This window comes from Planomicrobium okeanokoites, from assembly GCF_003428875.1.
Lineage (GTDB): Bacteria > Bacillota > Bacilli > Bacillales_A > Planococcaceae > Planococcus > Planococcus okeanokoites.
In genome coordinates this window covers 534,467-561,195 of record NZ_QQRS01000001.1, presented here as the reverse complement: position 1 = coordinate 561,195, position 26,729 = coordinate 534,467, and the positions used below count along the sequence as shown (strand labels likewise).

Annotated in this window: 29 protein-coding genes; 22 read left to right on the top strand and 7 right to left on the bottom strand. The window is 44.5% G+C overall.

What is annotated here, in order from left to right:
- Positions 1–72: 72 nt before the first annotated feature.
- The 3 genes from D2910_RS02885 (at position 73) to D2910_RS02875 (ending at position 5,936) form a co-directional block, all read left to right on the top strand.
- Positions 73–831, top strand: a complete 759-nt coding sequence (locus tag D2910_RS02885) for an SDR family NAD(P)-dependent oxidoreductase (RefSeq protein WP_117312347.1) — start codon at positions 73–75, stop codon at positions 829–831.
- A 584-nt stretch (positions 832–1,415) separates the two neighbouring features.
- Positions 1,416–5,000 carry a dynamin family protein gene (locus tag D2910_RS02880; RefSeq protein WP_117312346.1) on the top strand — a complete coding sequence of 1,195 codons (3,585 nt, stop codon included), beginning with the start codon at positions 1,416–1,418 and terminating at the stop codon, positions 4,998–5,000.
- Positions 5,001–5,003: 3 nt separating this feature from the next.
- The gene (locus tag D2910_RS02875) at positions 5,004–5,936 is read left to right on the top strand and encodes a sulfurtransferase (protein ID WP_117312345.1); all 933 of its coding nucleotides are present in this window, start codon (positions 5,004–5,006) and stop codon (positions 5,934–5,936) included.
- 80 nt (positions 5,937–6,016) lie between these two features.
- Here D2910_RS02875 and D2910_RS02870 read toward each other — a convergent pair whose 3' ends face one another.
- The gene (locus tag D2910_RS02870) at positions 6,017–7,315 is read right to left on the bottom strand and encodes a hemolysin family protein (RefSeq protein ID WP_117312344.1); all 1,299 of its coding nucleotides are present in this window, start codon (positions 7,313–7,315) and stop codon (positions 6,017–6,019) included.
- 178 nt (positions 7,316–7,493) lie between these two features.
- Between D2910_RS02870 and D2910_RS02865 the strand changes: the two genes are divergently transcribed.
- From D2910_RS02865 to D2910_RS02855, 3 genes are read left to right on the top strand one after another with little or no spacing between them, the layout of a single operon-like run.
- On the top strand, positions 7,494–9,065 hold the full coding sequence (locus tag D2910_RS02865) for an amidohydrolase (protein WP_117312343.1): 1,572 nt from the start codon (positions 7,494–7,496) through the stop codon (positions 9,063–9,065).
- A gap of 2 nt (positions 9,066–9,067) precedes the next feature.
- Positions 9,068–9,787, top strand: a complete 720-nt coding sequence (locus D2910_RS02860) for an SDR family NAD(P)-dependent oxidoreductase (protein WP_240633540.1) — start codon at positions 9,068–9,070, stop codon at positions 9,785–9,787.
- Between the two features lie 39 nt (positions 9,788–9,826).
- A complete protein-coding gene (locus tag D2910_RS02855; protein WP_084245608.1) occupies positions 9,827–10,036 on the top strand; it encodes a hypothetical protein in 210 nt (69 codons plus the stop codon).
- A gap of 50 nt (positions 10,037–10,086) precedes the next feature.
- Here D2910_RS02855 and D2910_RS02850 read toward each other — a convergent pair whose 3' ends face one another.
- A complete protein-coding gene (locus D2910_RS02850) occupies positions 10,087–10,887 on the bottom strand; it encodes a TIGR00266 family protein (RefSeq protein WP_101802945.1) in 801 nt (266 codons plus the stop codon).
- A gap of 202 nt (positions 10,888–11,089) precedes the next feature.
- On the opposite strand from D2910_RS02850, the gene D2910_RS02845 reads away from it, so the two are divergent.
- From D2910_RS02845 to D2910_RS02830, 4 genes are all read left to right on the top strand, one after another.
- Entirely contained in the window at positions 11,090–11,347 is a 258-nt protein-coding gene (locus tag D2910_RS02845; RefSeq protein WP_117312341.1) for a hypothetical protein, read from the top strand.
- A 190-nt stretch (positions 11,348–11,537) separates the two neighbouring features.
- On the top strand, positions 11,538–11,747 hold the full coding sequence (locus D2910_RS02840) for a hypothetical protein (protein WP_084245614.1): 210 nt from the start codon (positions 11,538–11,540) through the stop codon (positions 11,745–11,747).
- A gap of 34 nt (positions 11,748–11,781) precedes the next feature.
- A complete protein-coding gene (locus tag D2910_RS02835; RefSeq protein WP_117312340.1) occupies positions 11,782–12,792 on the top strand; it encodes a S66 family peptidase in 1,011 nt (336 codons plus the stop codon).
- A gap of 17 nt (positions 12,793–12,809) precedes the next feature.
- Positions 12,810–13,310: a GNAT family N-acetyltransferase gene (locus D2910_RS02830; RefSeq protein ID WP_117312590.1), complete on the top strand. Its 501-nt coding sequence runs from the start codon at positions 12,810–12,812 to the stop codon at positions 13,308–13,310.
- 1,007 nt (positions 13,311–14,317) lie between these two features.
- Here D2910_RS02830 and D2910_RS02820 read toward each other — a convergent pair.
- The 4 genes from D2910_RS02820 to D2910_RS02805 all read right to left on the bottom strand — a co-directional run bounded on the left by D2910_RS02820 (position 14,318) and on the right by D2910_RS02805 (position 16,038).
- Positions 14,318–14,635 carry a hypothetical protein gene (locus D2910_RS02820; RefSeq protein ID WP_101802949.1) on the bottom strand — a complete coding sequence of 106 codons (318 nt, stop codon included), beginning with the start codon at positions 14,633–14,635 and terminating at the stop codon, positions 14,318–14,320.
- A 17-nt stretch (positions 14,636–14,652) separates the two neighbouring features.
- Entirely contained in the window at positions 14,653–14,862 is a 210-nt protein-coding gene (locus D2910_RS02815; RefSeq protein ID WP_084245622.1) for a hypothetical protein, read from the bottom strand.
- Between the two features lie 87 nt (positions 14,863–14,949).
- On the bottom strand, positions 14,950–15,345 hold the full coding sequence (locus D2910_RS02810) for a ribonuclease HI family protein (RefSeq protein ID WP_117312339.1): 396 nt from the start codon (positions 15,343–15,345) through the stop codon (positions 14,950–14,952).
- A gap of 3 nt (positions 15,346–15,348) precedes the next feature.
- On the bottom strand, positions 15,349–16,038 hold the full coding sequence (locus D2910_RS02805; protein WP_101802951.1) for a queuosine precursor transporter: 690 nt from the start codon (positions 16,036–16,038) through the stop codon (positions 15,349–15,351).
- Positions 16,039–16,182: 144 nt separating this feature from the next.
- Here D2910_RS02805 and D2910_RS02800 point away from each other — a divergent pair, with 144 nt between their 5' ends.
- Positions 16,183–16,377, top strand: coding sequence for a zinc-finger domain-containing protein (locus D2910_RS02800; RefSeq protein WP_084245628.1), 195 nt, complete (start codon positions 16,183–16,185; stop codon positions 16,375–16,377).
- 58 nt (positions 16,378–16,435) lie between these two features.
- Here the strand turns inward: D2910_RS02800 and D2910_RS02795 are convergent, their stop codons facing one another.
- Complete coding sequence (locus D2910_RS02795; RefSeq protein WP_084245630.1) at positions 16,436–16,645, bottom strand: cold shock domain-containing protein; 210 nt, start codon at positions 16,643–16,645, stop codon at positions 16,436–16,438.
- A gap of 146 nt (positions 16,646–16,791) precedes the next feature.
- On the opposite strand from D2910_RS02795, the gene D2910_RS02790 reads away from it, so the two are divergent.
- The 11 genes from D2910_RS02790 (at position 16,792) to D2910_RS02740 (ending at position 26,726) form a co-directional block, all read left to right on the top strand.
- Positions 16,792–17,427: an HD domain-containing protein gene (locus D2910_RS02790; RefSeq protein WP_117312338.1), complete on the top strand. Its 636-nt coding sequence runs from the start codon at positions 16,792–16,794 to the stop codon at positions 17,425–17,427.
- Positions 17,424–19,307, top strand: coding sequence for an ABC-F family ATP-binding cassette domain-containing protein (locus D2910_RS02785; RefSeq protein WP_117312337.1), 1,884 nt, complete (start codon positions 17,424–17,426; stop codon positions 19,305–19,307). Before D2910_RS02790 ends, D2910_RS02785 begins: the two co-directional genes overlap by 4 nt.
- Before the next feature lie 25 nt (positions 19,308–19,332).
- Positions 19,333–20,469 (top strand): conserved virulence factor C family protein, encoded by a 1,137-nt coding sequence (locus D2910_RS02780; RefSeq protein ID WP_117312336.1) that lies wholly within the window; start codon positions 19,333–19,335, stop codon positions 20,467–20,469.
- Positions 20,470–20,628: 159 nt separating this feature from the next.
- The gene (locus D2910_RS02775) at positions 20,629–20,928 is read left to right on the top strand and encodes a hypothetical protein (RefSeq protein WP_101802955.1); all 300 of its coding nucleotides are present in this window, start codon (positions 20,629–20,631) and stop codon (positions 20,926–20,928) included.
- Positions 20,929–21,024: 96 nt separating this feature from the next.
- The gene (locus D2910_RS02770; RefSeq protein WP_117312335.1) at positions 21,025–21,459 is read left to right on the top strand and encodes a BrxA/BrxB family bacilliredoxin; all 435 of its coding nucleotides are present in this window, start codon (positions 21,025–21,027) and stop codon (positions 21,457–21,459) included.
- Positions 21,459–22,232 (top strand): class I SAM-dependent methyltransferase, encoded by a 774-nt coding sequence (locus D2910_RS02765; RefSeq protein WP_117312334.1) that lies wholly within the window; start codon positions 21,459–21,461, stop codon positions 22,230–22,232. The genes D2910_RS02770 and D2910_RS02765 overlap by 1 nt, the downstream gene beginning before the upstream one ends.
- A 274-nt stretch (positions 22,233–22,506) precedes the next feature.
- Entirely contained in the window at positions 22,507–23,100 is a 594-nt protein-coding gene (locus tag D2910_RS02760; protein ID WP_084245646.1) for a YpjP family protein, read from the top strand.
- Between the two features lie 495 nt (positions 23,101–23,595).
- Entirely contained in the window at positions 23,596–24,540 is a 945-nt protein-coding gene (locus tag D2910_RS02755) for a thymidylate synthase (RefSeq protein ID WP_117312333.1), read from the top strand.
- A gap of 12 nt (positions 24,541–24,552) precedes the next feature.
- Positions 24,553–25,050, top strand: a complete 498-nt coding sequence (locus D2910_RS02750; RefSeq protein ID WP_084245650.1) for a dihydrofolate reductase — start codon at positions 24,553–24,555, stop codon at positions 25,048–25,050.
- Positions 25,043–25,777: a lysophospholipid acyltransferase family protein gene (locus D2910_RS02745; RefSeq protein ID WP_117312332.1), complete on the top strand. Its 735-nt coding sequence runs from the start codon at positions 25,043–25,045 to the stop codon at positions 25,775–25,777. Before D2910_RS02750 ends, D2910_RS02745 begins: the two co-directional genes overlap by 8 nt.
- Before the next feature lie 109 nt (positions 25,778–25,886).
- Positions 25,887–26,726 (top strand): DegV family protein, encoded by an 840-nt coding sequence (locus D2910_RS02740; protein WP_117312331.1) that lies wholly within the window; start codon positions 25,887–25,889, stop codon positions 26,724–26,726.
- Positions 26,727–26,729 lie beyond the last annotated feature (3 nt).

Genomic DNA, 26,729 nt, shown 5'->3' with positions numbered 1-26,729 from the left:
TGCCCATCTAATTGAATCGTGGCGGGACAATTACCGGAATTTTCGATTATAATAGGAGCCGGAGGCGATAAAATGTTGAAGTCATTCAGTTTAGAAGGAAAAACAGCAATTGTGACAGGTGCGGGTAAAGGGATCGGCCAGGCTATTGCGCTGGCAATAGCGGAAGCAGGCGCCAACGTTATGCTTGTTGCACGGACGGAATCAGATTTGCAGAATGTAAAGGAACTGATCGGCAATGACCGGACAGAATATGCAGTTGCTGATATAACCGACCGGAGCCAAATTCGCCGGGTGGTTGAAAATACGATGGAACGGTTTGGCGCACTAGACGTTCTTGTAAATAATGCAGGCATGAACATCCGTTCAAAGCTGCTGGATGCGACGGATGATGAATGGCATAAGATTATGGATACTAACGCCCAAAGCGTTTTCATGTTTTCACAGGAAGCAGCAAAGAAAATGCAGAGTGGCGGCTCGATCATCAATATCAGTTCAGTCGGCGGTGAGCGGGCATTAAAAACAGGCGTCGTGTATGCCGCATCAAAAGCAGCCATCATCCAGATGACTCGTGTAATGGCAATGGAATGGGGCGAGAAGAATATTCGTGTCAATGCCATCGGTCCTTGGTATTTCCGGACGCCTTTGACGGAAAAACTGTTGAACGACAAAGAATATCTGGATTCGATTTTGGCAGTAACTCCGATGAAGCGCGTCGGTGAACTTCCGGAAGTTGCCACGCCGGTCGTATTCCTGGCATCAGAAGCATCCAGCTATATAACGGGCCAGACGCTGTTTGTAGACGGAGGCATGTCGATACATGGGTTTTCTTAAAAAAAGCGGAAACGCCCGTTTTGCCCAAACAAGCTATTGATGATTCTGAAGTAAATAGAAATATCTATAGCTGGCAAGAAATTAAGTAAGTAAATAAGTAAGTAAGTAAGTAAGTAAGTAACCGATATTCCGCAAAACAGCTGCGCTTTCCTGGGGGCTTGCACTGAGCTAACTCGGTCTCGTTCCACTTCACCCGAGTGGATCTCAGCACTTCGCTCGAAACAGAGTAGGTAAACCAACTCTGTTTCTAATCCCCTGGGAGTCTTCGCTGTTTTGCTTCATATCTTAGATCACTTTCTATAAAAAATTTCGCTTCAGCTTAATTCTGGTTTAGAAGTAAATCCTTTATTTCAAAATATAATCAGAATGAAGTGATAGCCGCTCCTTACTGAAAGTACTCGTCTAAAACGGAAATGTTATAGAAGTAGACAGTGTCTAGTCAGCATAAGCACTTGCATAAAGCGAAATGACTTTCAGTAAATGGAAATTCAACCACATCCTCTCCTTAAATGGAGGGGATGTTTTTCGTTTATCGCGATAAATGGTATGATAAAAGGAGTATAAAATGAAGGGGATACCGGAATATGACAGCTTTGGACCATCATAATGAATTAATAGAAACTGCGCGGCTGCACCGCATCTTTGAAGAGAACGACGACACTGACCGTGCAGCGAAAGCGAAATTGTTCGGAAAGAAAATATTGAAAAATCAGTTCATCATCGGTTTTGCGGGACATTTTTCTTCGGGAAAATCATCCATGATAAACGCATTGACTGGCGAAACTTTATTGCCATCAAGTCCGATACCGACCAGTGCCAATATCGTAAATGTGCACAAAGCAGATTCTGATTTTGCCATCGTCAATAAGACGGAAGGGAAGCCGGTTTATTTTCCTGAAAATTATGATTTTGATGCCGTTAAGCAGTATTGCAAAAGCGGTGATGTGACACAGATCGATATCGGCCACAAAGACTCAGTTTTACCGGATGGTGTTAGTGTCATGGATACTCCGGGAGTGGATTCGACAGATGATGCACACAGGATCTCCACTGAATCTGCACTGCATATTGCAGATATGGTTTTTTATGTAATGGATTATAACCACGTCCAATCCGAATTGAACTTCAATTTCACAAAAGAATTGCAAAAATACACGGACCTTTACCTGATTGTCAATCAAATCGACAAGCATCAGGACAGCGAACTGGATTTTCCGGCATTCAAAAAATCTGTAGCGGATTCTTTTTCAGCTTGGGGAGTCGAACCGAAAGGCATATTCTTTACGTCACTGCGGGATTTCGAAATGGACGGCAATGACTTTGAATCAGTTAAAGCACTTGTTTCTTCATCAATGGAAGGCTGGGAAGGAAATGTCGGAAAAGCTGCGGAATCCGCGCTTTCCCAATTGAAAGATGAACATCTGAACTTTTTAGAAGATGAAAAGATGGAAAGGCTGGAGGCTTTTTCAAACGTGTTGAGCCCGGAAGAATGGGAAATGCGTGAAGATGTCAAAGCAGAGACTAATAAAGTGGAACGGCGATTATCTGTACAGGATTTTGAGAGCTGGAAAGGCGATTTCGAAAAGAACCGCAAAGAATTGCTCGAAAATGCCAATATCATGCCATACGAGTTGAGAAATTCCTTAACGCTTTATCTGGAAGCCATGCAACCCGACTTTAAAGTCGGCATGCTGTTCAGCGGCAAAAAGACGGAGGCTGAACGTGATGCCCGCCGGGATGACGTCAAAGAAAAACTGGGAACTGTTATTCCTTCTCAAATCACCGTGCATCTGAAAAGATTGATGAAATCCGCTTTGAAGGATGCAGCGTTATTGACTGACCAGGATTCCCTGGCAATTGATGATATGGAACTGGAAGTACCGTTTTCAGTAGTTGAAGACCAACTGCCAAAAGGTGTCCTGATAACTGGTGACACAGTCCTTAATTTCGCAAATAGTTTAAGTGTCGGCATACAGCGCTGGTTCATAAAAGAAACCGAAGGCTGGAAAAATGCGCAGAAGGAGAAATTCGAATCAATCCCTGAAGATGCAGGTACAGAAATTGGCATGAAGGCTGAAACGCTGAATCAGAAGCTGCTTGCCATCAGTACGCTGGAAGAAATGAATGAAAGAATTGAGCAAGTTGAGCGTGCATTCTCCGCGATGCTGCCGAAACAAAAGGCGGCTGCGGAAACGCTTCTGGAAGAATGGCGCAGCGAGTTCCAGGCTTCGACAGATGAAATGGTCGAGTTTGATCCCTCAATGCTGGCAGCTGATGATAATGCAGTCGAAGAAAAGGTTGAGCAATATGCACAAACTGTCGGCACCGATCAGCATGATGAGAATGCGGTGCTGAGTCGTGCTCTGAATACGTCATCCGCGCTCAGTCCGATCAGAGGCTTTGAGGAAACAGCAGATTATTTGAAAAGAAAAGCTTCGCGACTAGAAGGACAGGAATTCACAATTGCATTATTCGGTGCTTTCAGCGCAGGAAAATCCTCATTTTCAAATGCGCTGATGGGCGAAACTGTCTTGCCGGTCTCTCCTAATCCAACTACAGCGACGATTAACCGCATCCGTCCGGTCAGTGAAAATCATCCTCATGAAACGGCCGATGTACGCTTGAAGACAGTACAGGAAATGACGGAAGATGTGCGCAATTCCTTTGAAGTATTCGGTGTTAAAGTTCAGACATTGGACGATGCTTACCGAAAAGCCGGGGATCTGCCGGAAGCCGGCGGTACTGAGCAGCAAGTGCATAAATCCTTTATTGAAGCTTTCAAAGCCGGCTATCGTGATTTTAAAGACCGTTTGGGAGAAACCATCCGAACAGACCGGGAAGAATTCGGTTTATATGTCGCCAAGGAAGAACGCAGCTGCTTTGTGGATGAAATCGATTTTTATTACGATTGCGAGTTAACGCGCAGCGGTGTTACATTAGTCGATACCCCCGGTGCAGACTCGATCAATGCCCGCCATACGAATGTAGCTTTTGAATACATCCGGAATGCAGACGCCATATTGTTCATCACTTACTATAATCATGCCTTTGCAAGGGCAGACCGGGAATTTTTGATTCAACTCGGGCGCGTGAAAGATGCTTTTGAAATGGATAAGATGTTCTTTGTTGTCAATGCCATCGATTTGGCGCAAAACAAAGAAGAGCAGGAATCGGTCGAGAATTACGTGAAAGAGGAATTGCAGCGTTTCGGCATCAGATTCCCACGGCTGTTCGGAGTTTCAAGCCTTCAGGCGCTGAAAAATCGTGAGCAATCAGGAATGCCGGAATTCGAAGAAGCTTTCCAGCACTTTTTGAAAGATGAGTTAAAAGGGATGGCAGTTCAATCCCTGGCAGAAGAAGAACAAAAAGCGGTTGCACGCTTCCGATCATTGATTGAGCATACCGATTCCAATATGTCCCGCAAAGATGAACGATTGGCGGAACTGAAGCTTCTGGAACAGCAGCTGCGTAAGCAATTTGCGGATTCGCCTGCTCCGGTAATGATCAAGGATGCGATGCAGGATCTGAGTGAATTGTTATATTATGTGAATCAGCGTGTGTTTTACCGATTCAATGATTTTTTCAAGGAATCATTCAACCCTTCCTTATTTGCCGGCAAATCGGCACAGCAAGCTTTAAACGCGGCTTTACACGAACTGGTGGAAATGACGGCATTTGATTTTGAACAGGAAATCAGGGTCACTAATTTCCGCCTCTCGCAGCGGATAGCGAAAAACATTGAAAGCCGCTTCCGGGACGAAACTGAAAAACTGCGGGTGCAAAATCCTGATTTCTCATTCACTCCTTACGAAGTGGCAGAAGCATCGATGCTTGAACCTGATAAGGCCTTTACAGGTACGGATTATTCTTCGGTAAAATCCTATTATCGAAACAATAAAAGCTTTTTCGAGAAAAATGAAAAAGAAAAACTTCGTGACGCTCTTCAAGCTCTGATGGAGCCTGATGCCCAAGTTTATCTCGAAAAAGAGAAACGGAAACTGGCTGAATGGGCAGAATTCTGGATTGAACAGGAAGCGGAAGGGTTAAGGCAGCATATTATCAGACAAGGCACTGACCAGATCGATTCTGAGCGGACGTTATTGCAGCAGGAAGAAAAATTGGCGCAATGGAAAGAAATATATACAAATCTGATAAGCGAAAGGGTGTAGGAAATGAAAGTATTCATAGAAACGCTGGATACGGATCAGTATCGCTGGATCGATACCCGGTATGAACTGGGCAAGCCGGAGACGGGGGAAACTCTTTATAGACAGGAACATATCGAAGGTGCGATTTACTGGGACCTCGAAAAGGATTTGAGTGATATGGCATCTGAAGCCGGCCGGCACCCGATGCCTTCAAACGAGAAATTAGTCGGATTGATCCGGCAAAGCGGATTGTCTGCTGACGATCATATTATCGTATATGACCAGGGAGGAGCGCCTTTTGCCGCAAGAGCCTGGTGGTTATTGAAATATTGTGGATTCGAGAATGTCTACATCAGCAAAATGGGCTTTTCGGAAATGAAGGAAAATGGAGCGGCAGTATCAGAAGAAATTCCTGAATTCACTCCTTCGAATTATGAGCCTGAATTTAAAAATGAAATATACGCGGACCGTGAGTATGTTAAAACTGTGATTAAAGGTGATGAACTTGGCATTCTGCTTGATGCAAGGTCTCCAGAACGCTATGCGGGAATCGAAGAACCGCTGGACCGTGTAGCAGGACGGATCCCAGGTGCGCATAATTTTGACTGGAGCCAGTTGGTCAGCCACGGGAAACTGGATACCGAAGTGGACTTTTCATCTGTAATTCAGCAAAATGAACCGGTAGTTGTTTATTGTGGCAGTGGCGTTACGGCAGCTCCTTTATACGCTATGCTGGCTGAAAAAGGTTATGACTCGTTGCGTCTGTATACAGGCGGTTATTCCGACTGGATAACGGATCCTGAAAATGAAGTGGAGATTGACCGGGAGCACCAGCCGGAAGCTTCGGATGAAGATACACGCGCTATACTCGCAAAATTGATTGAAGAAGGTTACAGCGGTGAAATGCTGATGAAGAAATTCGAATATGAAAAATCGCTACTGCAGGACAAGAAATGATGCGCGCAGGATCATAATAAAAGGGGTGCCGGAAAAAATCCGGCACCCTTTTATATTTGAAGAATATTCATATGATCACTTTACTCATGCTTAACAAGCAGCAACCTGATTATCTGATGATTTTCCATTTCACGTACGGTAATGGTATGGCCGGGAAGTTCCACTTTTCCGCCTTCGCTGATTTCTGTATTCATCATTTGTACCCAACCGCCGATGGTGTCCACATCTTCACTGTCATAAAAATTCAGCGCAAAGCGTTCCTCAAGATCTGACAATAGGACTCGGCCGTTCAACAGATAACGGTTAGCATCCAGGACCTTGATTTCATCCCGTTCATCTTCATCGAATTCGTCCCGGATTTCCCCGACTATTTCTTCAAGTATATCTTCCATTGTGATGACGCCGGCTGTGCCGCCGTATTCATCAACCACTATCGCCATGTGGACATGCTCTTTCTGCATTTTGACCAATACGTCTTGAATTGGAGCCATATCATGTACAAAAGGGATATCGTGCATCGCAATGCTTTTTTTCAGATCCATTTCCTTTGTATAGTTCGTCAGCATTTCCTTGACGTTGATAAAGCCGATGATATCATCTTTATCTCCCTGCTCCGTAACCGGATAGCGGGTGTACTGATGCTCCCGTACTATTTCCATCAAATCGCCATGATCCATTTCCATAGAGATGGTCTCCATTTGTGTGCGCGGAATCATAATATCTTTTGCCATTCTTTCATCGAAAGAAAAGATATTCTGCATATACGACAGCTCTGTCTGATTGATTTCACCGCTGTTATAACTTTGGGTCATGATGATTTTCAAATCTTCTTCGGAATGCGCCTGTTCATATCCTACTGTTTTGATGCCAGCAATGCTAAGCAATCCTTTGGAAGTGCCGTGCATAATGCGGATGGCGGGTTCCATGAATCTTCCAAAGAAATAAAGAGGCCATGCCACTCTTAAAGCGATATGCTCTGCATTTTGAATCGCCATCGTTTTAGGGGCCATTTCACCAATCACGACGTGGAAGAAAGTGATGATGGCAAAAGCCACTCCGAATGAAAATAAAGTGGTAACAGGTTCATTGGCATTCAGCGTTTCGAACAGCGGACGCAGCAACTGTTCAATCACCGGTTCACCGAGCCAGCCCAGACCCAGGGCAGAAACCGTGATTCCAAGCTGGCAGGCGGAAAGGTAGTAATCCAGGTTATCAATAATTCTTTTGGTAATCGCCGCGCTGCCATTGCCTTCTGAAATCAATTGATCGATGCGTGAAACACGAACTTTGATAATGGCGAATTCCGCTGCCACAAATAATGCTGTCATCGCTATCAAAAGCGACATGATGAATAAATTCAAGATAAGTAAACTGTCCAATTAATCCTCCCGAGACAGGAGGTTCACCTCTGCTTTCCAAATATGGAACCATTATAACATATCGTGCCAGTCCATAAGTGTCTGGCGGGTCAGAAGGAAAATTTCAATAATAGATGTGGGAATTATTGAATATCCTGTGAATTCAACTTATGATGAATGAGAGAAAAGGAGTGAGTCGATGAAGACGTTATGGCATGGAGGAATTATTTATACGATGGCGGCAGAAGGGGAGACAGTGGAAGCTGTTTTGGTCGCTGACGGTAAAATAGAAGCAATGGGTTCATTAAAGGAACTGAAGGATGAAGCTGATCTTGAAATCGATCTGAAAGGAAAAGTATTATATCCAGGCTTTGTTGACAGTCATATGCATATGATAGGACACGGTGAAAAATTGCTCCGCGTGGACCTTTCAAAAATCGATTCTTCTGAAGACATGAAACAGCAGCTCATCGAATCCACCGAAGGTTTGGCGTCCGATGAATGGTTTATCGGGGAAGGCTGGAATGAGAACAATTTTCCGGACAGGAAAATCTTCCACAGAGTTGAACTGGATGAAATCTCAACATCTCCGATGCTGCTGAAGCGTGTCTGCAGGCATGCCATACTGGCAAACTCCAGCGCGCTTGCATTAGCAGGCATAACTAAAGATACGCCCGATCCGGAAGGCGGACTGATTGTGCGTGACGCTGATGGGGAGCCCACCGGCTACTTATTGGACGCAGCTCAGGATCTTGTAGCGGACGTTGTGCCGGAAGTGAGTGTGGAATATCTGACGAAAGCATTGCAGACATCTGTGGATGATTTACTGGCTTTGGGACTGACCGGTGCACACACAGAAGATATGGGCTATTATGGCCATTACTCAAAACCATTGCAGGCATTCAAGAATGTATTGGGAGGAAAAACCAAATTCCGCGCCCACTTGCTTCGGGCTCATAGTGCATTTGAGGAAATGATGAAAAATGCCTCATATGTGGAGCCTTTTGTAGATCCGGGACCGATGAAGATTTTCGCTGACGGCTCCATTGGCGGACGGACTGCGCTATTAAGCAAGCCTTATAATGACGACCCTTCCACCAGCGGTGTTGCAATCCATTCAGATGAAGAATTAAAACGTCTGGTGTCTGTAGCGCGAAAACATGGTGAAGCTGTGGCTATCCATGTCATAGGTGATTTGGGAATGGAAAAAGCACTCGATGCGATTGAAGCTCACCCGGTGCCAAAAGGGAAGCGGGACCGGTTGATCCACAGCATGGTCCTGCGGGAAGATCTCGTGGAGCGCATGGAAAAGATCGATGCGATTCTTGATCTTCAGCCAAGTTTTGTGACGTCGGATTTTCCGTGGGTCGTTGAACGGCTTGGAGAAGAGCGCCTTGAATGGTCTTATGCATGGAAAAAATTGCTCGACCGCGGTTTGATTTGTGCCGGAGGATCGGATGCTCCGATCGAAGAAGTGGATCCGAAGCAGGGAATCTATGCGGCTGTAACGAGACGCAGACCTTATGAAACCCATGAAGGATTTATGCCGGAAGAAAAGCTCAGCCGCTTTGAAGCCGTACAGCTTTATACGAGCGGCAGCGCGGCTGCCATTTGCAAAGAACATTCGAGAGGCATCCTCGCTGTAAAATATGATGCTGATTTCAGCGTCTTTGATCGTGACCTGTTTCAAGGGAACGAGGAGCAGATTCTCGAGGCTCAAGTTGAAATGACGGTGGTAGACGGCGAAATCATGTACGAGAAAGGGGAATGACGATGGAGGCTTACATAATTACAGGGGCTTCCAAAGGCATCGGCAATGCCCTCAGCAGACAATTGACAGACAAAGGCCATCAGGTATACGGCATAGCGCGTTCTTTTTCAGAAGATTGGCCAGGAACCAAGCCTTTTGAATTCGATTTATTAAATACATCTGACATCCCAGAATTGATGGGCAGGATTTTCGATTTAATTTCTGAGGATGTCACCAGTCTGACCCTCATTAATAATGCGGGAACAATTTCACCCATCGGCTTTGCAGAAAATAACCAGGCAGCCGAAGTAAGCAATAGCGTCACTTTGAATCTGACTGCACCAATGATCACTAGTGGCGCGTTCATTTCATTGGCCGCAGATTTTGCGGCACAAAAAAGAATCATCAACATTTCCTCAGGCGCCGGCAGGAAGGCTTACGAAGGGTGGAGTTCTTATTGCGCAGGTAAAGCGGGACTCGACCATTTCAGTTTATGCCTCGCAAAAGAATACAAAGACATCAAAACCATGTCAATCGCCCCTGGCATCATCGATACGGGGATGCAGGAGAAAATCCGTGAAAGCTCAGAAACTGATTTTCCTATGATTGAGAATTTCAAAATGTATAAGAATCAGGGGATGCTCAGCACCCCTGATCAAACGGCTGAACAATTGATCCGTCTTTTGGAGAGGGAAGATTTTAAAGTTCTGGAAACCATAACGGATATCCGCGATTATGTTTAATAAGGCTACAGTGACATTAATCTTGAAAGGAGCCAATCAATGACTAATATACCTCCGAACATTCTGGAGCTTTTAACGGATGCAGATCAGGCAGGAGTAAATATGAAAAGCCCTAAAGCCGTTGTCACTCATTTACTGGCACATGGCGAAAAGGAATCGATCCTGTTTTTCTACAAGCCCAATAGTCTTGAATTCGATTTTGATAAATACAATGAAGCCGTCGAAGTCATGAGAAAGCAAAGTAATTAAAACAAAAGGTCACACTTGCCAGACTTTTGGCGAGTGTGACCTTTTCTCTATTATCTGCCACCCAGTAAATCGAATAGACCGCCGGCTGCACTGCCTTCGCCTTTGGATCGGCCAGCAGGATTTTGAGGAGCTGCTGCAAATACCTTGCTTGCAAGGCGGCTGAAGGGCAGGGATTGCACCCATACGCTTCCTGGTCCGCGAAGAGTGGCAAAAAATAAGCCTTCTCCGCCGAACAGCGCAGTTTTCACGCCAGGCACCATTTCGATATTATATTCCACGTCTGCCGTCATAGCGACCAGGCAGCCCGTATCTACTTTCAACACTTCACCTTTTTGAAGATTTTTTCGGTAAAGGGTTCCACCTGCATGGATGAAGGCCATTCCATCGCCTTCCAGTTTTTGCATGATGAACCCTTCGCCACCGAAAAATCCTGTACCCAGTTTCCGCTGAAATTCAATACCGATGGAGACACCTTTCGCTGCAGCCAGAAACGCATCTTTTTGGCAGATGACTTTACCGCCGAGTCTGCTAAGATCGAGTGGCACAATTTTACCGGGATAAGGGGATGCAAAAGAAACGGTCCGTTTGCCGTTCCCTTTATTGGTGAAAGCAGTCATGAACAAGCTTTCACCCGTAATGATCCGTCTTCCTGCCCCAAGAAGCTTGCCCATGACGCCGCTGCCTGCATCATTGCCGGAGCCATCCCCAAAAATCGTTTCCATTGCGATGCCATCTTCCATCATCATCAATGCGCCTGCTTCTGCAACCACTGTCTCATTCGGATCCAATTCCACCTCCACAAATTGCATGTCATCTCCGTACAGTTTGAAATCAATTTCGTGGTTATTCATCTTATCCTCTCCTTTGTTCTCTGACTGTCACTATCTACTATATAAGTAATTAAGGAATAAATGAATGGCTTCCTGTAAAATTTACAGAAGCTTCAAATAATCTTCCCGGAATTTATTCGCTGAAAGCTTTTCCACGACTATATCGAATGTTCCGAAAACATGGTAAGATTTAAGAAAATCTTATAGTGAATGAGGGGTACTGATGGGAACTATTCTATCTTTGGCAATTATAGCTGCAGCCATATTTGCAGCTTATGCATTGAAGAAATTTTATGACAGGCCGTATATCGTGAATTTTGCACTTACTGCAATGTTATTGCTGATCGTAATCAGAACATTGATGCTGCAGCCGATTACAGGCTTAGGCTATGCGGCTATTATTATTTGCACAATCGCCGGAATTTTCCAGGCGGTTCTCGGAATTAAAAGTTATAAAGCTGTTCAACAAGTCCAGGCATAAGCGAGAATCCCTTAGTGGGATTCTTTTTTAATGGAAAAATGCGCTTTCTGAAATTATTTGGATACAATTATTATTTTTCTGACCAATTTTTCGGAATTATTAGAAAGTAGGTCTTTCATATCATTGTAAGTTTAGTATAATGATTAATATCACATAATGAATATACAGAAACTGATTGAGGAGGGGTTTTATGGAGCCGAGGAGAAGCAGGAAGGAATTTCGGAAAACAAAGCAGCATTATAAGGAAACAGGACTGTCTTATGGTGTAGCCAATCTGGATGCCAAACCGCTTGACCGTGAAGGCAATAAATTTCTCGAATTTTTAGTGCATGTTTTTTTATTTCTGCTCGGAGGAGTCATCTTATGCGGCATGCTTCTGGCATTGTTGACAATGACGTAAAACTTGAAGAGCAACCAGGAAATGGGGTTTTCATATGATTCAATATCCATCAACTGATATAAGGACTCTTGCAATTACCGCTCCATCATCCGGGGTGGACAAAGAGCTTCATCCACTTCTTGAGCAGACGATCAGCCGTCAGCAGGAGAATGGTTTTGAAGTGAAAATCGGCAAGACTGCCTGGACGCAGGAAAATGCTAAATCCGCCCCTGCGAAAGAAAGAGCCCATGAATTGATGGAAATGCTTAATGATTCGACGGTTGATGCCATCATCCCGCCATGGGGAGGGGAATTACTCATCGAAATCCTTGAATACTTGGACTTCAGTAATATAAGTCCTAAATGGATCCTCGGCTATTCAGACACCAGCCTGCTGCTTCTTACAATAACTTTGAATACGGGCATCGCCACTGCCCACGGCACTAATATCATTGATTTGCGCGGTCCGGAAAAAGATGAAACCACAGCTAAATGGATTGATGTTCTTACAACTGAAAAAGGTGGGGAAGTCATCCAGGAATCATCAGCATTCCATCAAAAAAGCTGGGATCATCAAAATCCATCCCCAATGGTCTTTCATTTGACAGAGGAAACGGAATGGAAGACAGTTTCCGGCAAACCGTTAAAATTTGAAGGCAGGCTGCTGGGAGGATGCATCGATGTAATCCATCATCTTGCCGGGACGCCTTATGGCGATGTTAAAAGTTTCAGGGAAAAGCACATTCCTGGAGAGTCTGTAGTCTGGTATCTTGAGAATTGTGAAATGTCGGTAGCGGATTTAAAGCGGTCATTGACTCAGATGAAATATGCTGGATGGTTCGACAATTGTGCAGGCATTCTCTTTGGCAGAAGCGCAGCAAATCATCCGACAGAAGGTTACACTGCTGAAAAAATGTATATGGATTTTGAAGCAGAGTCAGGGATACCGCTCATCTATGATGTGGATTGCGGACATATGCCTCCTCAAATCACTTTTGTAAACGGTGCACTCGCAGAAGTGGAAGTCAAGGAAGGCAAAGGAAGAGTCACCCAGAAATTCATATGAGAAGGATGTAAATGTTTATGGAAATTAAAATCGTCACACCGAATGAAGCTGAGTCATATAACATTTTGAGGCTCGAGGCCTTACTGGACACCCCTGATGCATTCGCCGTTTTATATGAAGATGCTTTAAACAAACCAATTGAGAAAACTCGTGGACAATTGGCTTCGGAGCATTCCGTAACCTTCGGTGCATATGATGATGGCAAACTGATCGGCAACATGACGCTGAAGCGTAATACTGTGCCCAAGATGAATCACAGAGCTTCCATCGTAGCTGTTTATGTCAGCCCGGCTTATCGGGGTACAGGAACTGCTAACGATCTTATGAAAAAATTGATGGAATACGCTGAAACGTGGGAAGGGCTCGAACAGCTTGATCTGATGGTGGCAAGCCATAATTTGAGGGCAAAGAATTTTTATCTGCGGTACGGTTTTGAGAAATATGGGACAGAAGTTCATTCCATGAAAACAGGGGACAGATACATTGATGAAGATTTGATGGTGAAATTCATAAAGTAGATGCATTGCTGCTTGTAATCCGGAAAGTAGGTGCTATATGAGGAATTTGTCGAAGATTGCCTTATTTGTATCATTATTTTTATTAATCGGATTTCCAATGATTTTTATGATTATTTCCATGTTTACCGATCAGTGGATCTTTATGTTCTCCGGATCCGTACCAGCTATGCTGGCTGGAACTTTCGGGATTTTCTTTATAGTCCAGCAAGCCAAAAAGTCTGGTGAAGAAGAAGCATGAATATATTATCCAAAAAAGCGCGGAGAACGTCTCCGCGCTTTTTCAGATTGTAGAAAAATTGTAGAATTCTTCAGTTATTGCGCACAAGGCATGCGCGTCCAACTGGGAAATGCCAAATGCTCCTCATTCGCTACGAAAACCCAGTGCTCATTTCTCTGCATCGCTGCCTTAACTTCGAGACATGAAAAACCGTTGCAGTGCTCGGCGTTTCGTCGGAAAGGTTCGTTCGAATGCTGTTCGATCAAACCTTTCCTGTGGGGTCTCAGGCCTTGCATTGAATCCAGCTGGAAAGAGAATGCCGAAGCTTGTGAGGACAAGTCTTTGCTCTTCGCCGCCTGCCGCTATATTTTAATGTAGAGCAGAATCTATTTGTCGGCTTTCTCATTACTAATTTAATTTTATATATTGCTACTTAATTGAAAGCATTTCTAAGATATGGAGCAAAATAGCGAAGACTCCCAGGGGAGCAGTAACGGAGTTGGCTTACAACTCCGTTACGAGTGAAGTGCTGAGATCCACTCGGGCGAAGTGTAACGAGACCGAGTTAGCTAAGAGTTGGCCGTAGCTTGCAAGGCCGGCTCTTTGCGACGAAGCTAGCGTAGCGATGCAGGAGCACGGGTTTTTGCAAGCCCCCAGGAAAGCGTAGCTGTTTTGCGGAATATCGGTTTCCCAGCTTTCTTTCCCGACACGCTATAAAAGCTAAGAGAACGTCTGCGCGCTTTTTGCTGTTTTAATATCATGATTTTTATTCATCAAGAAAAAACAGGCTTCACTTGGAAGCCTGTTTTTTGCCTTGCATAATTTCTATGATGACGAGACCGATTGTGATTCCGAGGAACACATTGATGAATAATGGTTCCAGGAATTGATCGCGGAAGATGAATGCGACAGTCAAGATATAAAAGGCACCTTGCGTGACTTTGGCGGTTGCTGGAATTTTATCTTTTGGATATCTCACGCGTGCCAGCTGAAATACGACAAAAGAAGCCAACAGCAGCAAAAAATGAGGCCAATAAAGATTATCCACCGTATTATTCACAATCGCATAAATGATGAGCGGAATTATATAGAAAAGAACAGAATTCACAAAATCACCTTTCCGGACTACTTTCTTGTATTGTCTTGCTGTTTGCCGCTGAACAGAATATATAGGTTATAGATGGCGAATATCACAGCCAATGTTACGATGACGATTGAAATGATGGGGTAGACCGCTGGTCCGCTTTCCATGATTTCAATAATTCTTGTATAGATAATCCATGGTCCAATGACCAGTATGAATATATCCAATGCAGTCCCCAATTTTGTTCTCATCAAATTCCTCCAATAGCATGTACTCTCTATATCATATCAGAAACAGCCGGAGCTGGGCATTGATTGGAGGAAGATATTTGAATACTTTCATTCTTTTCGGTTGGCACGCAGGGCTGTGCCAGCCAACTCGTGGGCTGCGCGATTCTGGGAATCAGGAATCCATTTAATGAAACAGTATGTGAAAGTTTTGGAGATTTTCAATGCTTCTTCCAGCAGCGGTTTATAAAGAGGATTTTTGATGAATTCTTTTTCGAATGCATCGACAACCACTTTTGAATCGGACTTTATCGAAACCATTTCCGATGTCAATTCCGCTGCAATTTCAAGTCCTTTTATCAAAGCTGTAAATTCTGCCACATGGTTGTCCATTTCACCGACAAACTCTTTGTGCTTGATCGAATGGCCTTCGCCGCGGATGAATACACCAACGGCACTGACCTTTGGAGAACCGGCAGTTGCGGCATCGACAAAAACTTCAATCATTTGCTACACCCGCTTTTCATCATTTGGCGTGATCATTTTGGCAAGATAGCCGAACGGCGTATCAAGAATGGACACGATGAATTTTAGAATATATGTCGAAATGAAGATTTGGATCCACACATCGAATGGGAATAAGCCGTAAAATGCGATACTGGTGAAAATTAAAGTATCCAGCAGCTGGCTCAATAATGTCGATCCATTATTACGGATCCAGAATTGGCTGTCTTTCGGAAAGATCTTCCGGAGAGCAGAGAAAATCAGCACGTCGATATGCTGACTAGCCAGATAAGCGATCATACTCGCAAAAGCGATTTGCGGAACCAGCCCGAAAATAGTTTCCAGTGATCCGTGGGCGAAATCACTTTCTCCAGGAATGAATTGGAGTCCGAATTGCATAGCGATGACCATGACCAGCAAGGCTGAAAATCCAAGCCAGACCGCTTTTTTCGCTTCTTTTTTTCCATACTTTTCATTCAGTATATCTGTAGCGAGAAAAGTCGAGGCGTATAAACTGTTTCCCAGGGTAGCAGTCAAGCCGATGATTTCGATTGTTTTAGTCACTTGGATATTAGCCAATATTGTCGACATGGCCACCCAGGCGAATAAACCGGATTTTCCGAAGAACTTGTACATAATTATAAGCATTGCAAAATTGGCCACGACAAAACCGAGGCCCAAAAATTCATTGAACAAATTATTTCCTCCTTAGTTTTGGTGAAGCGGGAGTTCACGAACCGCTTGGACATTAAAATATCCTTTGACAGTATAACTATTGTTGGAATAAAAAACAAACAAGTAGTAAAATGATGAAACGGCAATTTAATAAGAGGTGACTGTGTGAATAAATTATCGATTATAAACGAAATAGATGAAATGTTAAATACGTACTGTGAAGGTTGCTTCGTCAGGGCGCAAATCCGTAAAGATGAAGGCAAGACCGCCGCCCACCGTTTCTGTATTAGCAATTGCACCATCGGCACCCAATTGCAATTTTTAGGCAATGAGTTGAATAAGACAGGATCAAACAAATAAAAAAGCAGAAACGGAAACCCCGTTTCTGCTTTTGCTATGCTCACATAAATTCTTTAAATTACTCCGAGTCCAGCTGAACTACATTTGCGGCTTGCGGACCACGATTTCCATCAATTATCTCGAACGAGACGGGTTTGCCTTCCTGCAATGTGCGAAATCCTTCGCCTTTAATGCCGGTAAAGTGGACGAATACATCATCGCCATCGTTATACTCAATAAAACCATAGCCTTTTTCCGTGTTAAACCATTTTACGATTCCCTGGTGCATGCACGTTCCCCCTCGGTATTGAGTACTTTCGTGGTACCATTAATATAGTAATAATGGATGGCTTATACTATACACGAAGCCCATGGAACCGTCAATTTCACATTGCAGACACAAGAAAAATGTTTTTTAGACAGAGGAGCGGGAGAATGCAGAAAAGTATATTAAGTAAATGCAAAGTAAAAGTGAAAGAGGTATATGACACTTTTGATGCCAGCCATGATTGGCAGCATATAGAAAGGGTTCTTGCCAATGCGGATCGTATCATGGAAAAAGAAGCAGCTGATCCATTCATCGTTGAATTGGCAATCCTGCTCCATGATGTTTCCGATCCCAAATATAAGGAAGGAAATTCAGATCCCGAATCGGAAATTTTGGATTTACTTGATTTATCAGTAGAGCAAAAGAGCCGGATCACCGACATCATCCGCCAGGTTTCATTTAAAGGCGGCAACGGGGAAGCACCTTCAAGCATCGAAGCGAAAGTCGTCCAGGACGCTGACAGGCTTGATGCGATAGGGGCTGTCGGAATCGCCAGGACTTTTGCGTACGGAGGGGCCCGCGGGCGAAAACTTTATGATTGGGATGAAAAGCCGAGAAACGAAATGAGTGAGCAGGAATACCGCGACAAGCCGACAAGCAGCGCAACACATTTTTATGAAAAATTATTGCTTCTGAAAAACATGATGAATACTGGCACTGGAAGGCAAATAGCTGATGAACGGCATCAATTTATGCTATCCTTTTTAGAGCAACTTAAAAAAGAAACGGATGGTAATGCATGAGCCACTTAAATATTACGAAACTGACCAAAACGGTCGGAGCTAAAACTTTATTCAAGAATGTTGAATTTTCATTATATCCAGGGGACCGTGCCGGATTGATCGGCGTCAATGGAACTGGCAAGTCGACATTAATGTCAATTGTGGCTGGTGAGATGGATGCGGATTCGATTGCGATGGATCATCCTAAAAAATACGAGATTACGTATTTAAAGCAAGACCCTGAATTTGATGAATCATTGACAGTGCTTGAAACTGTATTCTCCGGAGACTCGCCTATTCTTCAGTTGAATCGATCTTATGAACAGGCTTTGTCCAATATGATGACCGACTCTAGTTCAACTGAACTGCAGGACGAACTGATGAAAATACAGGAAGGCATGGAACGCGAAAATGCCTGGGATATCAATGCATTGGCAAAAACTGCGCTTACTAAACTGGGCATCGATATGTTCGATCGTCCGATTGGTGAATTATCGGGTGGACAGCGGAAGCGTGTAGCGCTTGCAAAAGCATTGATCGAGCCCTGTGATCTGATCCTGTTGGATGAGCCGACAAACCATCTGGACGCCCTGTCAACTGAATGGCTGCAGGAAACATTGCTGCGCATGAATTCGGCCATGCTTTTCGTGACGCATGACCGTTACTTCCTGGATGCGGTTTCTACGCATATATTCGAAATAGCGGACCAGACCATGTATACACATAAAGGGAATTATGGAGACTATTTGGAAAATCGTGCATTGCGCGAAGAAATGGCGGCAGCTTCCCAGCAAAAACTTGAAAACCGCTTCCGTTCAGAACTGAAATGGATCCGGCGCGGAGCCAAGGCGCGTTCGACGAAGCAGAAAGCCCGTATACAGCGCTTCGATGAAATTAAAGAGAATGTACAAAAAGAAAACGACAATACTTCTCTTGAGTTGTCGATGCAGAGCCAGCGTCTGGGCAAGAAAATCATCGAAGGGAAAAACGTCGGTATGGCCTTCGGTGATAAACAAGTTTTCAGCGGATTCGACTTCCTGCTTCAGGGTGGTGACCGTATCGGGATTGTAGGTCCTAACGGAGCAGGTAAATCCACACTTATGAAAATTATCGCCGGAGAATACGAGCCGACACAAGGCAAGCTCGAATATGGAAGTACCGTAAAAATTGCCCATTTCACCCAACATCTGCCGGAGATGAATGAATCCCAGCGAATGATTGAATACATCCAGGAAATTTCCAATGATTATGAAGCGGAAAAAGGTGTCCGCCTTTCTGCCACTCAGATGCTCGAGCGTTTCCTGTTCCCATCCAATGGCCATGGAACGCAGATCGGGAAACTGTCAGGCGGTGAACGCAAGCGTCTGTATCTTTTGAAATTATTGATGGAGCAGCCGAATATCTTATTGCTGGATGAGCCGACAAATGATCTCGATATCCAGACACTCGGTGTTCTGGAAGATTTTCTTGAGAAATTCCCCGGTGTTGTGCTGACGATTTCGCATGACCGGTTTTTCCTTGACCGTATCGCCCGTAAATTATGGACGACCGGTACAGGAAGAATAGAAGAATATCAGGGCTTGTATTCTGAATTCATTAAAGAAAAGCAAGCACCTTTAACAGAAGATAATAAAATACCGGTGGCTGCCCTGACACCGGATGCTCCGAAAACGGAGCCTAAAAAGAAGATGACGTACAAGGAACAACAGGAATACAATACCATTCTGGAAGACATTTCATCCTTGGAATCAAAAATTGAAGAACGAGAGAAAGAAATGGCTGAAGCTGGAGCGGATTACGATAAATTACGGGAACTCACAGCTGAAGTCGATGAATTGACTGAAAAATACGATGAGAAGCTGGACCGCTGGACTTATCTACAGGAGCTGGCTGAGGGATGAACCAATAGTTACAGGAGGGATTTTTGTGAAGATCAAAACGATTGAACCTACACCAAGCCCGAATACGATGAAAGTGATCATAGATCAGGAGCTGCCATTCGGCAAAAGCCATAATTATAGCCAGGACAATCCCGAAGGTGCACCAAAGGAAATTCAAAACATCCTGGCGATCGAAGGTGTAAAAGGCGTGTACCACGTCGCAGATTTCCTTGCGGTCGAAAGGATCGCCAAATTCGGCTGGGAAAACATCCTTGCCGATGTCCGCAGAGCACTTGGAGAAGACAGTGACAATATGGAACAGGAAATAGCACTGGATGAGCATTACGGGGAAGTATATGTCCACGTTCAGGAGTTCAAAGGCATACCGCTGCAGGTGAAAGTATTTGATAACGCTTCAGAGGAACGTTTTGGTATGCCCGAGCGTTTTGTCACAGCAATGAGCATAGTCATGGATCCGACAGAAGAAAACTACCTGCTGCAGCGAAAGTGGGCGGATTACGGTGTACGATACGGTGAAAAAGATGAAATCGGCAAAAATGTCGTGGAAGAAATCGAAGCGGCTTATCCGCAGGAGCGGCTGGATGCATTGACTCAGCCTAAAGATGCTGAAAAACAGGAAGCCGTTTCACGCGGAAGAAAAGTGACGGCGGCAGAATTCGATGTACCCGAATGGGAAACGCGTTTCCAGTTGCTCGACCAGATGATCGAAGCGGATCTTGAGGATCTGCCGCTGCTGGATAAGGCGCTTGATGACGAAAAAATGTCGATCCGCAGACAGGCTGCGATCTATCTGGGAGATATTGATGACAAGGCGGTCGTGCCGTATATCGAACGTGCAATGAAAGATAAAAGCTGGGCAGTCCGCAGAACTGCAGGTGATACAATCAGCGATTTAGGATTCGCAGAGTTCGAACCGATCATGATTGAAACTTTAAAAGATAAAAACAAGCTGGTCCGCTGGCGTGCCGCTATGTTCCTTTATGAAACCGGCACAGAAACAGCGCTTCCTGCACTTAAGGAAGCTGAAAATGATACGGAATTTGAAGTGAAGCTTCAAATCAAAATGGCGATTGCCCGTATTGAACAAGGCGAAGAAGCGGAAGGTTCAGTGTGGAAGCAGATGACTGAAGCACGCCAAGCCATGAAGGGGCAAAACCAATAGTAGAGTAATTGAGAAAATGACCAGCGGCTTACATAGCCGCTGGTCATTTTTTGTAATTCTGCTTTCCGATTTCGGAGGGAGATGTTTCCATGCATCCGGAAAGAGGTATTACCTTCTGAAACAGCTATTTTTGTTTAATTCAGAAGGAGGGCTTTTAACATGGAAGGAAATATCTTTTCAATTGAAATAATCAGCCAAGGAAAATATGAATCATGGGAATTTAAAAATGAAGAAGCCAGGGATGAGCTTTTCAATAAAATTTTGAAGCGATTCAATGACCATGCGATTGCAGATAAAAATGACGATGTGGATGACAGCCGAATAGTGCAATTATCAGCTACCAGCTTAAAGATCAAGGAAGATGGGAACGTCGACCAGCAAGTGCCATATGAATGGTATGAGGCAGACCAATTCGAACAGCTTCTTGAATTCATCAATAATGAGTATCCGAAATATTAATAACCTCAAATGCATGAAAACACCTGATGATTCCGTTAGAATGGAAGTAAGAGCTTCAGTGACAGGGAGCGAATATACACAAAGGTGGTAAGTGGAATGAATGCATATGATGAGTATATGAGAGGCATCGTAACACCGATGCGCAAAGAATTGACTGACCATGGCTTCAAGGAATTGCTGACTCCGGAAGATGTCAACGAACACATCAGCGAAGCGAAAGGCACGACGCTGGCGGTTATCAATTCGGTGTGCGGCTGTGCAGCAGGACTTGCAAGACCTGGCGTAATTGAAGCATTGAACAGTACGGAAGCGAAACCGGATCATCTGGTGACGGTTTTTGCAGGGCAGGAAAAAGAAGCTACTGCGCAGATGCGCAGCTACTTTGATGAAGTGCCGCCATCATCGCCGTCCGTTGCGGTTCTAAAAGATGGGCAATTGGCATATTTCATTCCGCGTGAACAGATCGAAGGCTATTCGGTGGAATATATCCGTGATAATCTGAAGCAGGCCTTGGAGCAGGTCGCTGAATAATGGCAACGATTATCACCACAGCATATCGCCCAACTGCAGCTTCTGCTGCAGAAGCTGAAAGAATTGCTGAAGAGCTGGATATCCGCTTTATTATCCGTAATAAACGATCGGTTGAAAAAATGCATGAAGATGAACAAGCGGATATCCTCGTGGCTTCAAAAGAACGGCTTGAATTTTATCCTATGGGTAAAACAGAGCCGTTCTTTTTTCACCCGAATTCAGCGGCTTTCCGTACCAAACGGCCATTGGAAAAGGATCCGCTTATAGAAGTATCAGGGCTCGCGCCAGGAGACAGCTTTCTTGACTGCACTCTTGGCATGGCTTCGGATGCCATTACGGTGTCGCAGTATATCGGTTCTGCCGGCAGCATCGTGGGCTGCGAAAGCAATCCGGATATAGCCTTCATCCTTAAAACAGGATTGTCCCGGTATGATGCCATGCCGCATCTCACAGAAGCGATGAGAAGAGTGCAGGTAGTCAGCTCGGAAGCCGTGGATTATTTAAAAACACTGAAAGATAACGTATTCGATGTTGTCTACATGGATCCGATGTTCACTGAAGAAATCAAAGAAGCGTCCAATTTCACTCCCGTCCGCTCCAGTGCCAATATGGGCCAGCTCACTGATGAATGGATGGATCAGGCAATAAGAGTCGCCAGAAAAGCGGTTGTTCTGAAGGCGCACTTTCGTTCGCAGGATTTTGAAAAATACGGATTTGAACGGCGTGTCCGACCCAATACGAAATTCCACTATGGAGTCATCAACTTAAATTGAAATAGCAAGAGCCCTTCCTGAGAACAGGAAGGGCTCTTGCTTGTGAAATCTTAGTCAGTGAAGCTTAATGAAGTCAAGTACCCGAGCATAAGCAGGAGACCCAGGCCGATAAGGATCGATGCATCCATGAAAAATTCCTCCTTTTTCAAAAAAACAGCGCGTATTTGCTGATTTTATTGTACAATGAATTTCAAGAAGATGAAACCTTTACCATTATAATTCGTATAATTAAACAAAGGTGTTTACAAATTGTTCGAAATTGAAGGTGATTGAGATGAAAAATTGGTGGCAAAAATCGCTGGTGATTGCAGTAGCTGTCCTTAGCCTCGGCACGATTCCTCCAAACCATACGATTTGGGAATCTTTGCTCGATGACAAGCCGGAACTCAAAACCCATGCGCAAAAAAGTCCGAATACTCAAAATACATATGACTGGCTGGACCCATCGGAATTCTATTACACCAACCCGACGATTCTGGATACTGTCCATCAGACTGCCGAAGAGCAAGCCTATATGAAATTCGGCTCCCGCATCGGTCCGGTTATCGAAGATGAATTCAAGACAGCTATTCTGCCGAACATCCAGCAGGCGATCGACTTGCATCTTGCTCAGGTTGATTCGGAAAGCTTGCGCAGGCTGGCGATTTCTCAGAAGCCTTCCGGTGAACATTCCGAAAAGATTTTCCATATCTATGATACGGAAACGAATAAAGATAAGATCCGTTTCCACGTCCGCACAGAGAAGAAGCCGCAGGAAGGATATTATTTCAACTTCCATTACCATTTGGAGGAAGATGATTTCCAGCAGCACATCACATTGGGCGATATCTATTGGTCCAAAAATACTCCGCCAAAATGGCTCTCGTAAAACCGTTATATTTATAACGGTTTTTTTAACTTGTTGAGAAAAGATAAAGATAAGTAATCGATATTGCGCATAACAGCTTCGCTTTCCTTGAGCTTCCGCTGAGCTAACTCGGTCTCGGTCCCCTTCGCCCGAGTGGATCTCAGCACTTCGTCGGCATTCGCCTGCTCCCTTGGGAGTCTCGCTGTTTTGCTCCATATCTTAGTATCTCATTCCATAAAGAGATAGGTTAAATAAATTTATTTACTGAGAAGATACTCACATATTTCTACAGATATAAAATGCAGCAGCAGGCGGCGACTCCTGCAGGAAACAGAGCGAGTCCTGAGACCCCGCAGATAGCGTAAGCTATCGAGGAGGCTCAGGCAGCTCCCTGCGGAACGCGTCCGCCTGCAGCGAAATGATTGCAGTAGATGATGTTTTTCGACAGCCTGGTAAAACCGTTATATTTATAGCGGTTTTTTTGTTATGATTAATCTTATAATGGAGGCGAAATGAATGAAACAATATTTGGATTTATGTGAGCATATTTTAGAGAACGGCACGAAAAAAGAAGATCGCACCGGAACAGGGACTTTAAGTGTATTCGGTTATCAGATGCGCTACGACCTGACAAAAGGCTTTCCATTGATGACAACGAAAAAAACAGCTTTCCGCCTCATCGTTTCAGAACTCCTTTGGTTCATCAAAGGAGATACGAATGTGAAAACGCTTCTAGAAGATAATAATCATATCTGGGATGAATGGGCTTTTGCCCAGTGGGTTTCGAGCAAAGAATATGGCGGGCCGGATATGACTGATTTCGGTCGCCGTGCACAAAAAGATGCGGAATTTGAGGTTCTTTATAAGGAACAAATGGCCATTTTCCAGAAAAACATACTTGAAAACGATGATTTTGCAGAAAAGTACGGCGATCTGGGTCCTGTATATGGCAAACAATGGCGTTCATGGCAGGCGACCACTGGCGACACGATCGATCAATTGAAAAATGTCATTGAAGCCATCAAGAAAAATCCGGATTCTAGGAGACACCTGGTGACTGCCTGGAATCCGGAATTTGTTGAGGACATGGCATTGCCGCCTTGCCATACGATGTTCCAATTTTATGTGGCGGACGGAAAATTATCCTGCCAGCTATATCAGCGGAGCGCTGATGTATTTTTGGGAGTGCCCTTCAATATCGCTTCCTACGCCTTGCTGACGCACCTGATTGCACGCGAATGCGGTCTGGATGTAGGTGATTTTGTCCATACTACAGGAGATACACATCTCTACCTGAATCATATGGAACAAGTGAAAGAACAGCTCAGCCGAACGCCGAAAGAGCTGCCGACATTAAAAGTCAACGAAGACGTCGAATCGATTTTTGATCTGACAATGAACGATATCAGCATAGAAGGTTACGATCCACATCCGAGGATTTCAGCACCTGTAGCTGTATAGGAGGAAAAACAAATGATTTCATTGATGGTAGCACATGATCCGAATCGCATTATCGGACGGGACAATCAATTACCATGGCACATACCGGAAGATCTTGCTTACTTCAAAAAACATACATTGAATAAAGGCATTGTAATGGGGCGCAATACGTACGAATCAATCGGAAGGCCATTGCCGAAACGGCGCAATATTGTGGTCAGCCGCCAGCAAGGCTTGGCGATCGAAGGAGTGGATGTCGTCCATTCCATCGATGAAGCTGTAAAACTTGCAGAAGAAGTGCATTCGGAAGTTATGGTGATCGGCGGAGAGCAGATTTTCAGATATGTCCTGCCAACTGCTGATCGCCTCTATGTGACGCTTGTTCACGATGAATTCGAAGGGGATACCTATTTTCCGGAGTACGGCGACGGTTGGACTCTTGTTTCCGAGTCGGAACGCCTTGAATCAGGCGGTGTTTCCTTCAGCTATTTGATATTCGAACGCAAAAGCGGAGGATCTGCACATGCTTAATTCGATCAGGACTTTTTCTTTTTTGTTCGGTTATTTGCCGGTTGCAGCGGTGAAGCTGAAGAGTTTCCAAAAGAAAAAGCCTCATTTGACAATCACTGAATATGACGAGCTGATTCATACAGAACCGAGGAAATGGGCGGCAGGCATCATGAAACGCACTAAAAGTGAGGTGTCAGTGACCGGCCTGGAACTATTGCCGGAGGGGCCAGTTCTAATAGTCAGCAACCATGAAGGTAATTTTGATATACCGGTTATACTCTCCAGCATACCGAAGCCTTTTGGTTTCATTTCCAAGAAAGAAGTGAAAAAACTGCCGGTGATTCCGGTCTATATGGAAGACATGAATTGCGTATTCATCGACAGGACAGACCGAAGAAGTGCTTTGAAATCGATATCCGATACAGCTGAGAAGTTAAAAGAAGGCCATTCGATATTGATTTTTCCTGAAGGCACACGAAGCAAAGGAAATGGGCTAGGGGAGTTTAAAGCAGGCTTCATGCGTATCGCGGCCGATGCCGGAGTGCCGATATTACCGCTGGCTATCCAAGGTACGGCTGATATCATGGAGAAAAACAATAACAAGATCAAGCCGGCACAGGTCAGATTACAAATCCTGGAGCCGATTGCGCATGAAACATTCAAATCCATGCCTTCCAAGGAAGCTATTCAATTCGTGAAGGATAAAATTGAAGCGGCACTTCAGAATGCCGGGAATCTGCAAAAATAGTTCAGTATGGAGTTCTGCTGGACGCTAGAGTCAGCCATATCATTTGCTATGGTTCTCTTATGTTTTTAGAATAGGAAATAAGGTATATAAGAAAAAAGGAAGTGAAGTCATGTCAAGGATTCACATAGTGACGGATTCGACTTCGGATCTGCGTCCTGAAGTATTAAAGCAGTATGGCGTGCATATGGTGCCATTATCCATTCAGATCGGTGATAAAACCTATCTTGACCGGGTTGATCTTGAACCGGAATCATTTCTGGAGCTGATGGCGGAATCCGAAGAATTGCCGAAGAGTTCTCAGCCTGCACCAGGTGTTTTCAAGGAACTTTACGATGAACTCGGTAAAGATGGTGATCAGGTATTATCCATCCATATGACGGGGGGCATGAGTGGGACAGTCGAGTCTGCCCGTGCTGCAGCGGAATTGACCGATACAGATGTTACAGTGATCGATTCCAGATATATTTCCTATGCGCTTGCTTTCCAGGTGATCGAAGCCTCGAAAATGGCGAAAGAAGGAAAGTCGATGGAGGAAATTGTGGCCAAAGTCGATGAAATCAGAAGGAACACGAAGCTATTTGTGGTAGTGGATACGCTGGATAATCTTGTGAAAGGTGGTCGCATTGGCAAAGGTCGCGCAATGGTCGGCTCATTCCTCAAGATCAAACCGATTGCTTCACTTGATGACGGCGAATACACACCAGTCGCAAAAGCCCGCAGCCATAAAAAAGTGGTGGACTATCTTTTTGAGGATTTTATAAACCGCACAAAAGGCAAGACGGTAAAGGGTGTGGGATTGGTGCACGCTGGTGGGTTAGCGATGGCTGAACCGCTGCGTGAACGAATCATCGAATCAGGGTTCAAAGATATAAAATTTGATTTCACTACTCCGGTTATTTCAACTCATACCGGATTGGGAGCCATAGGTTTCATGTTTTATGCCGAATGACAT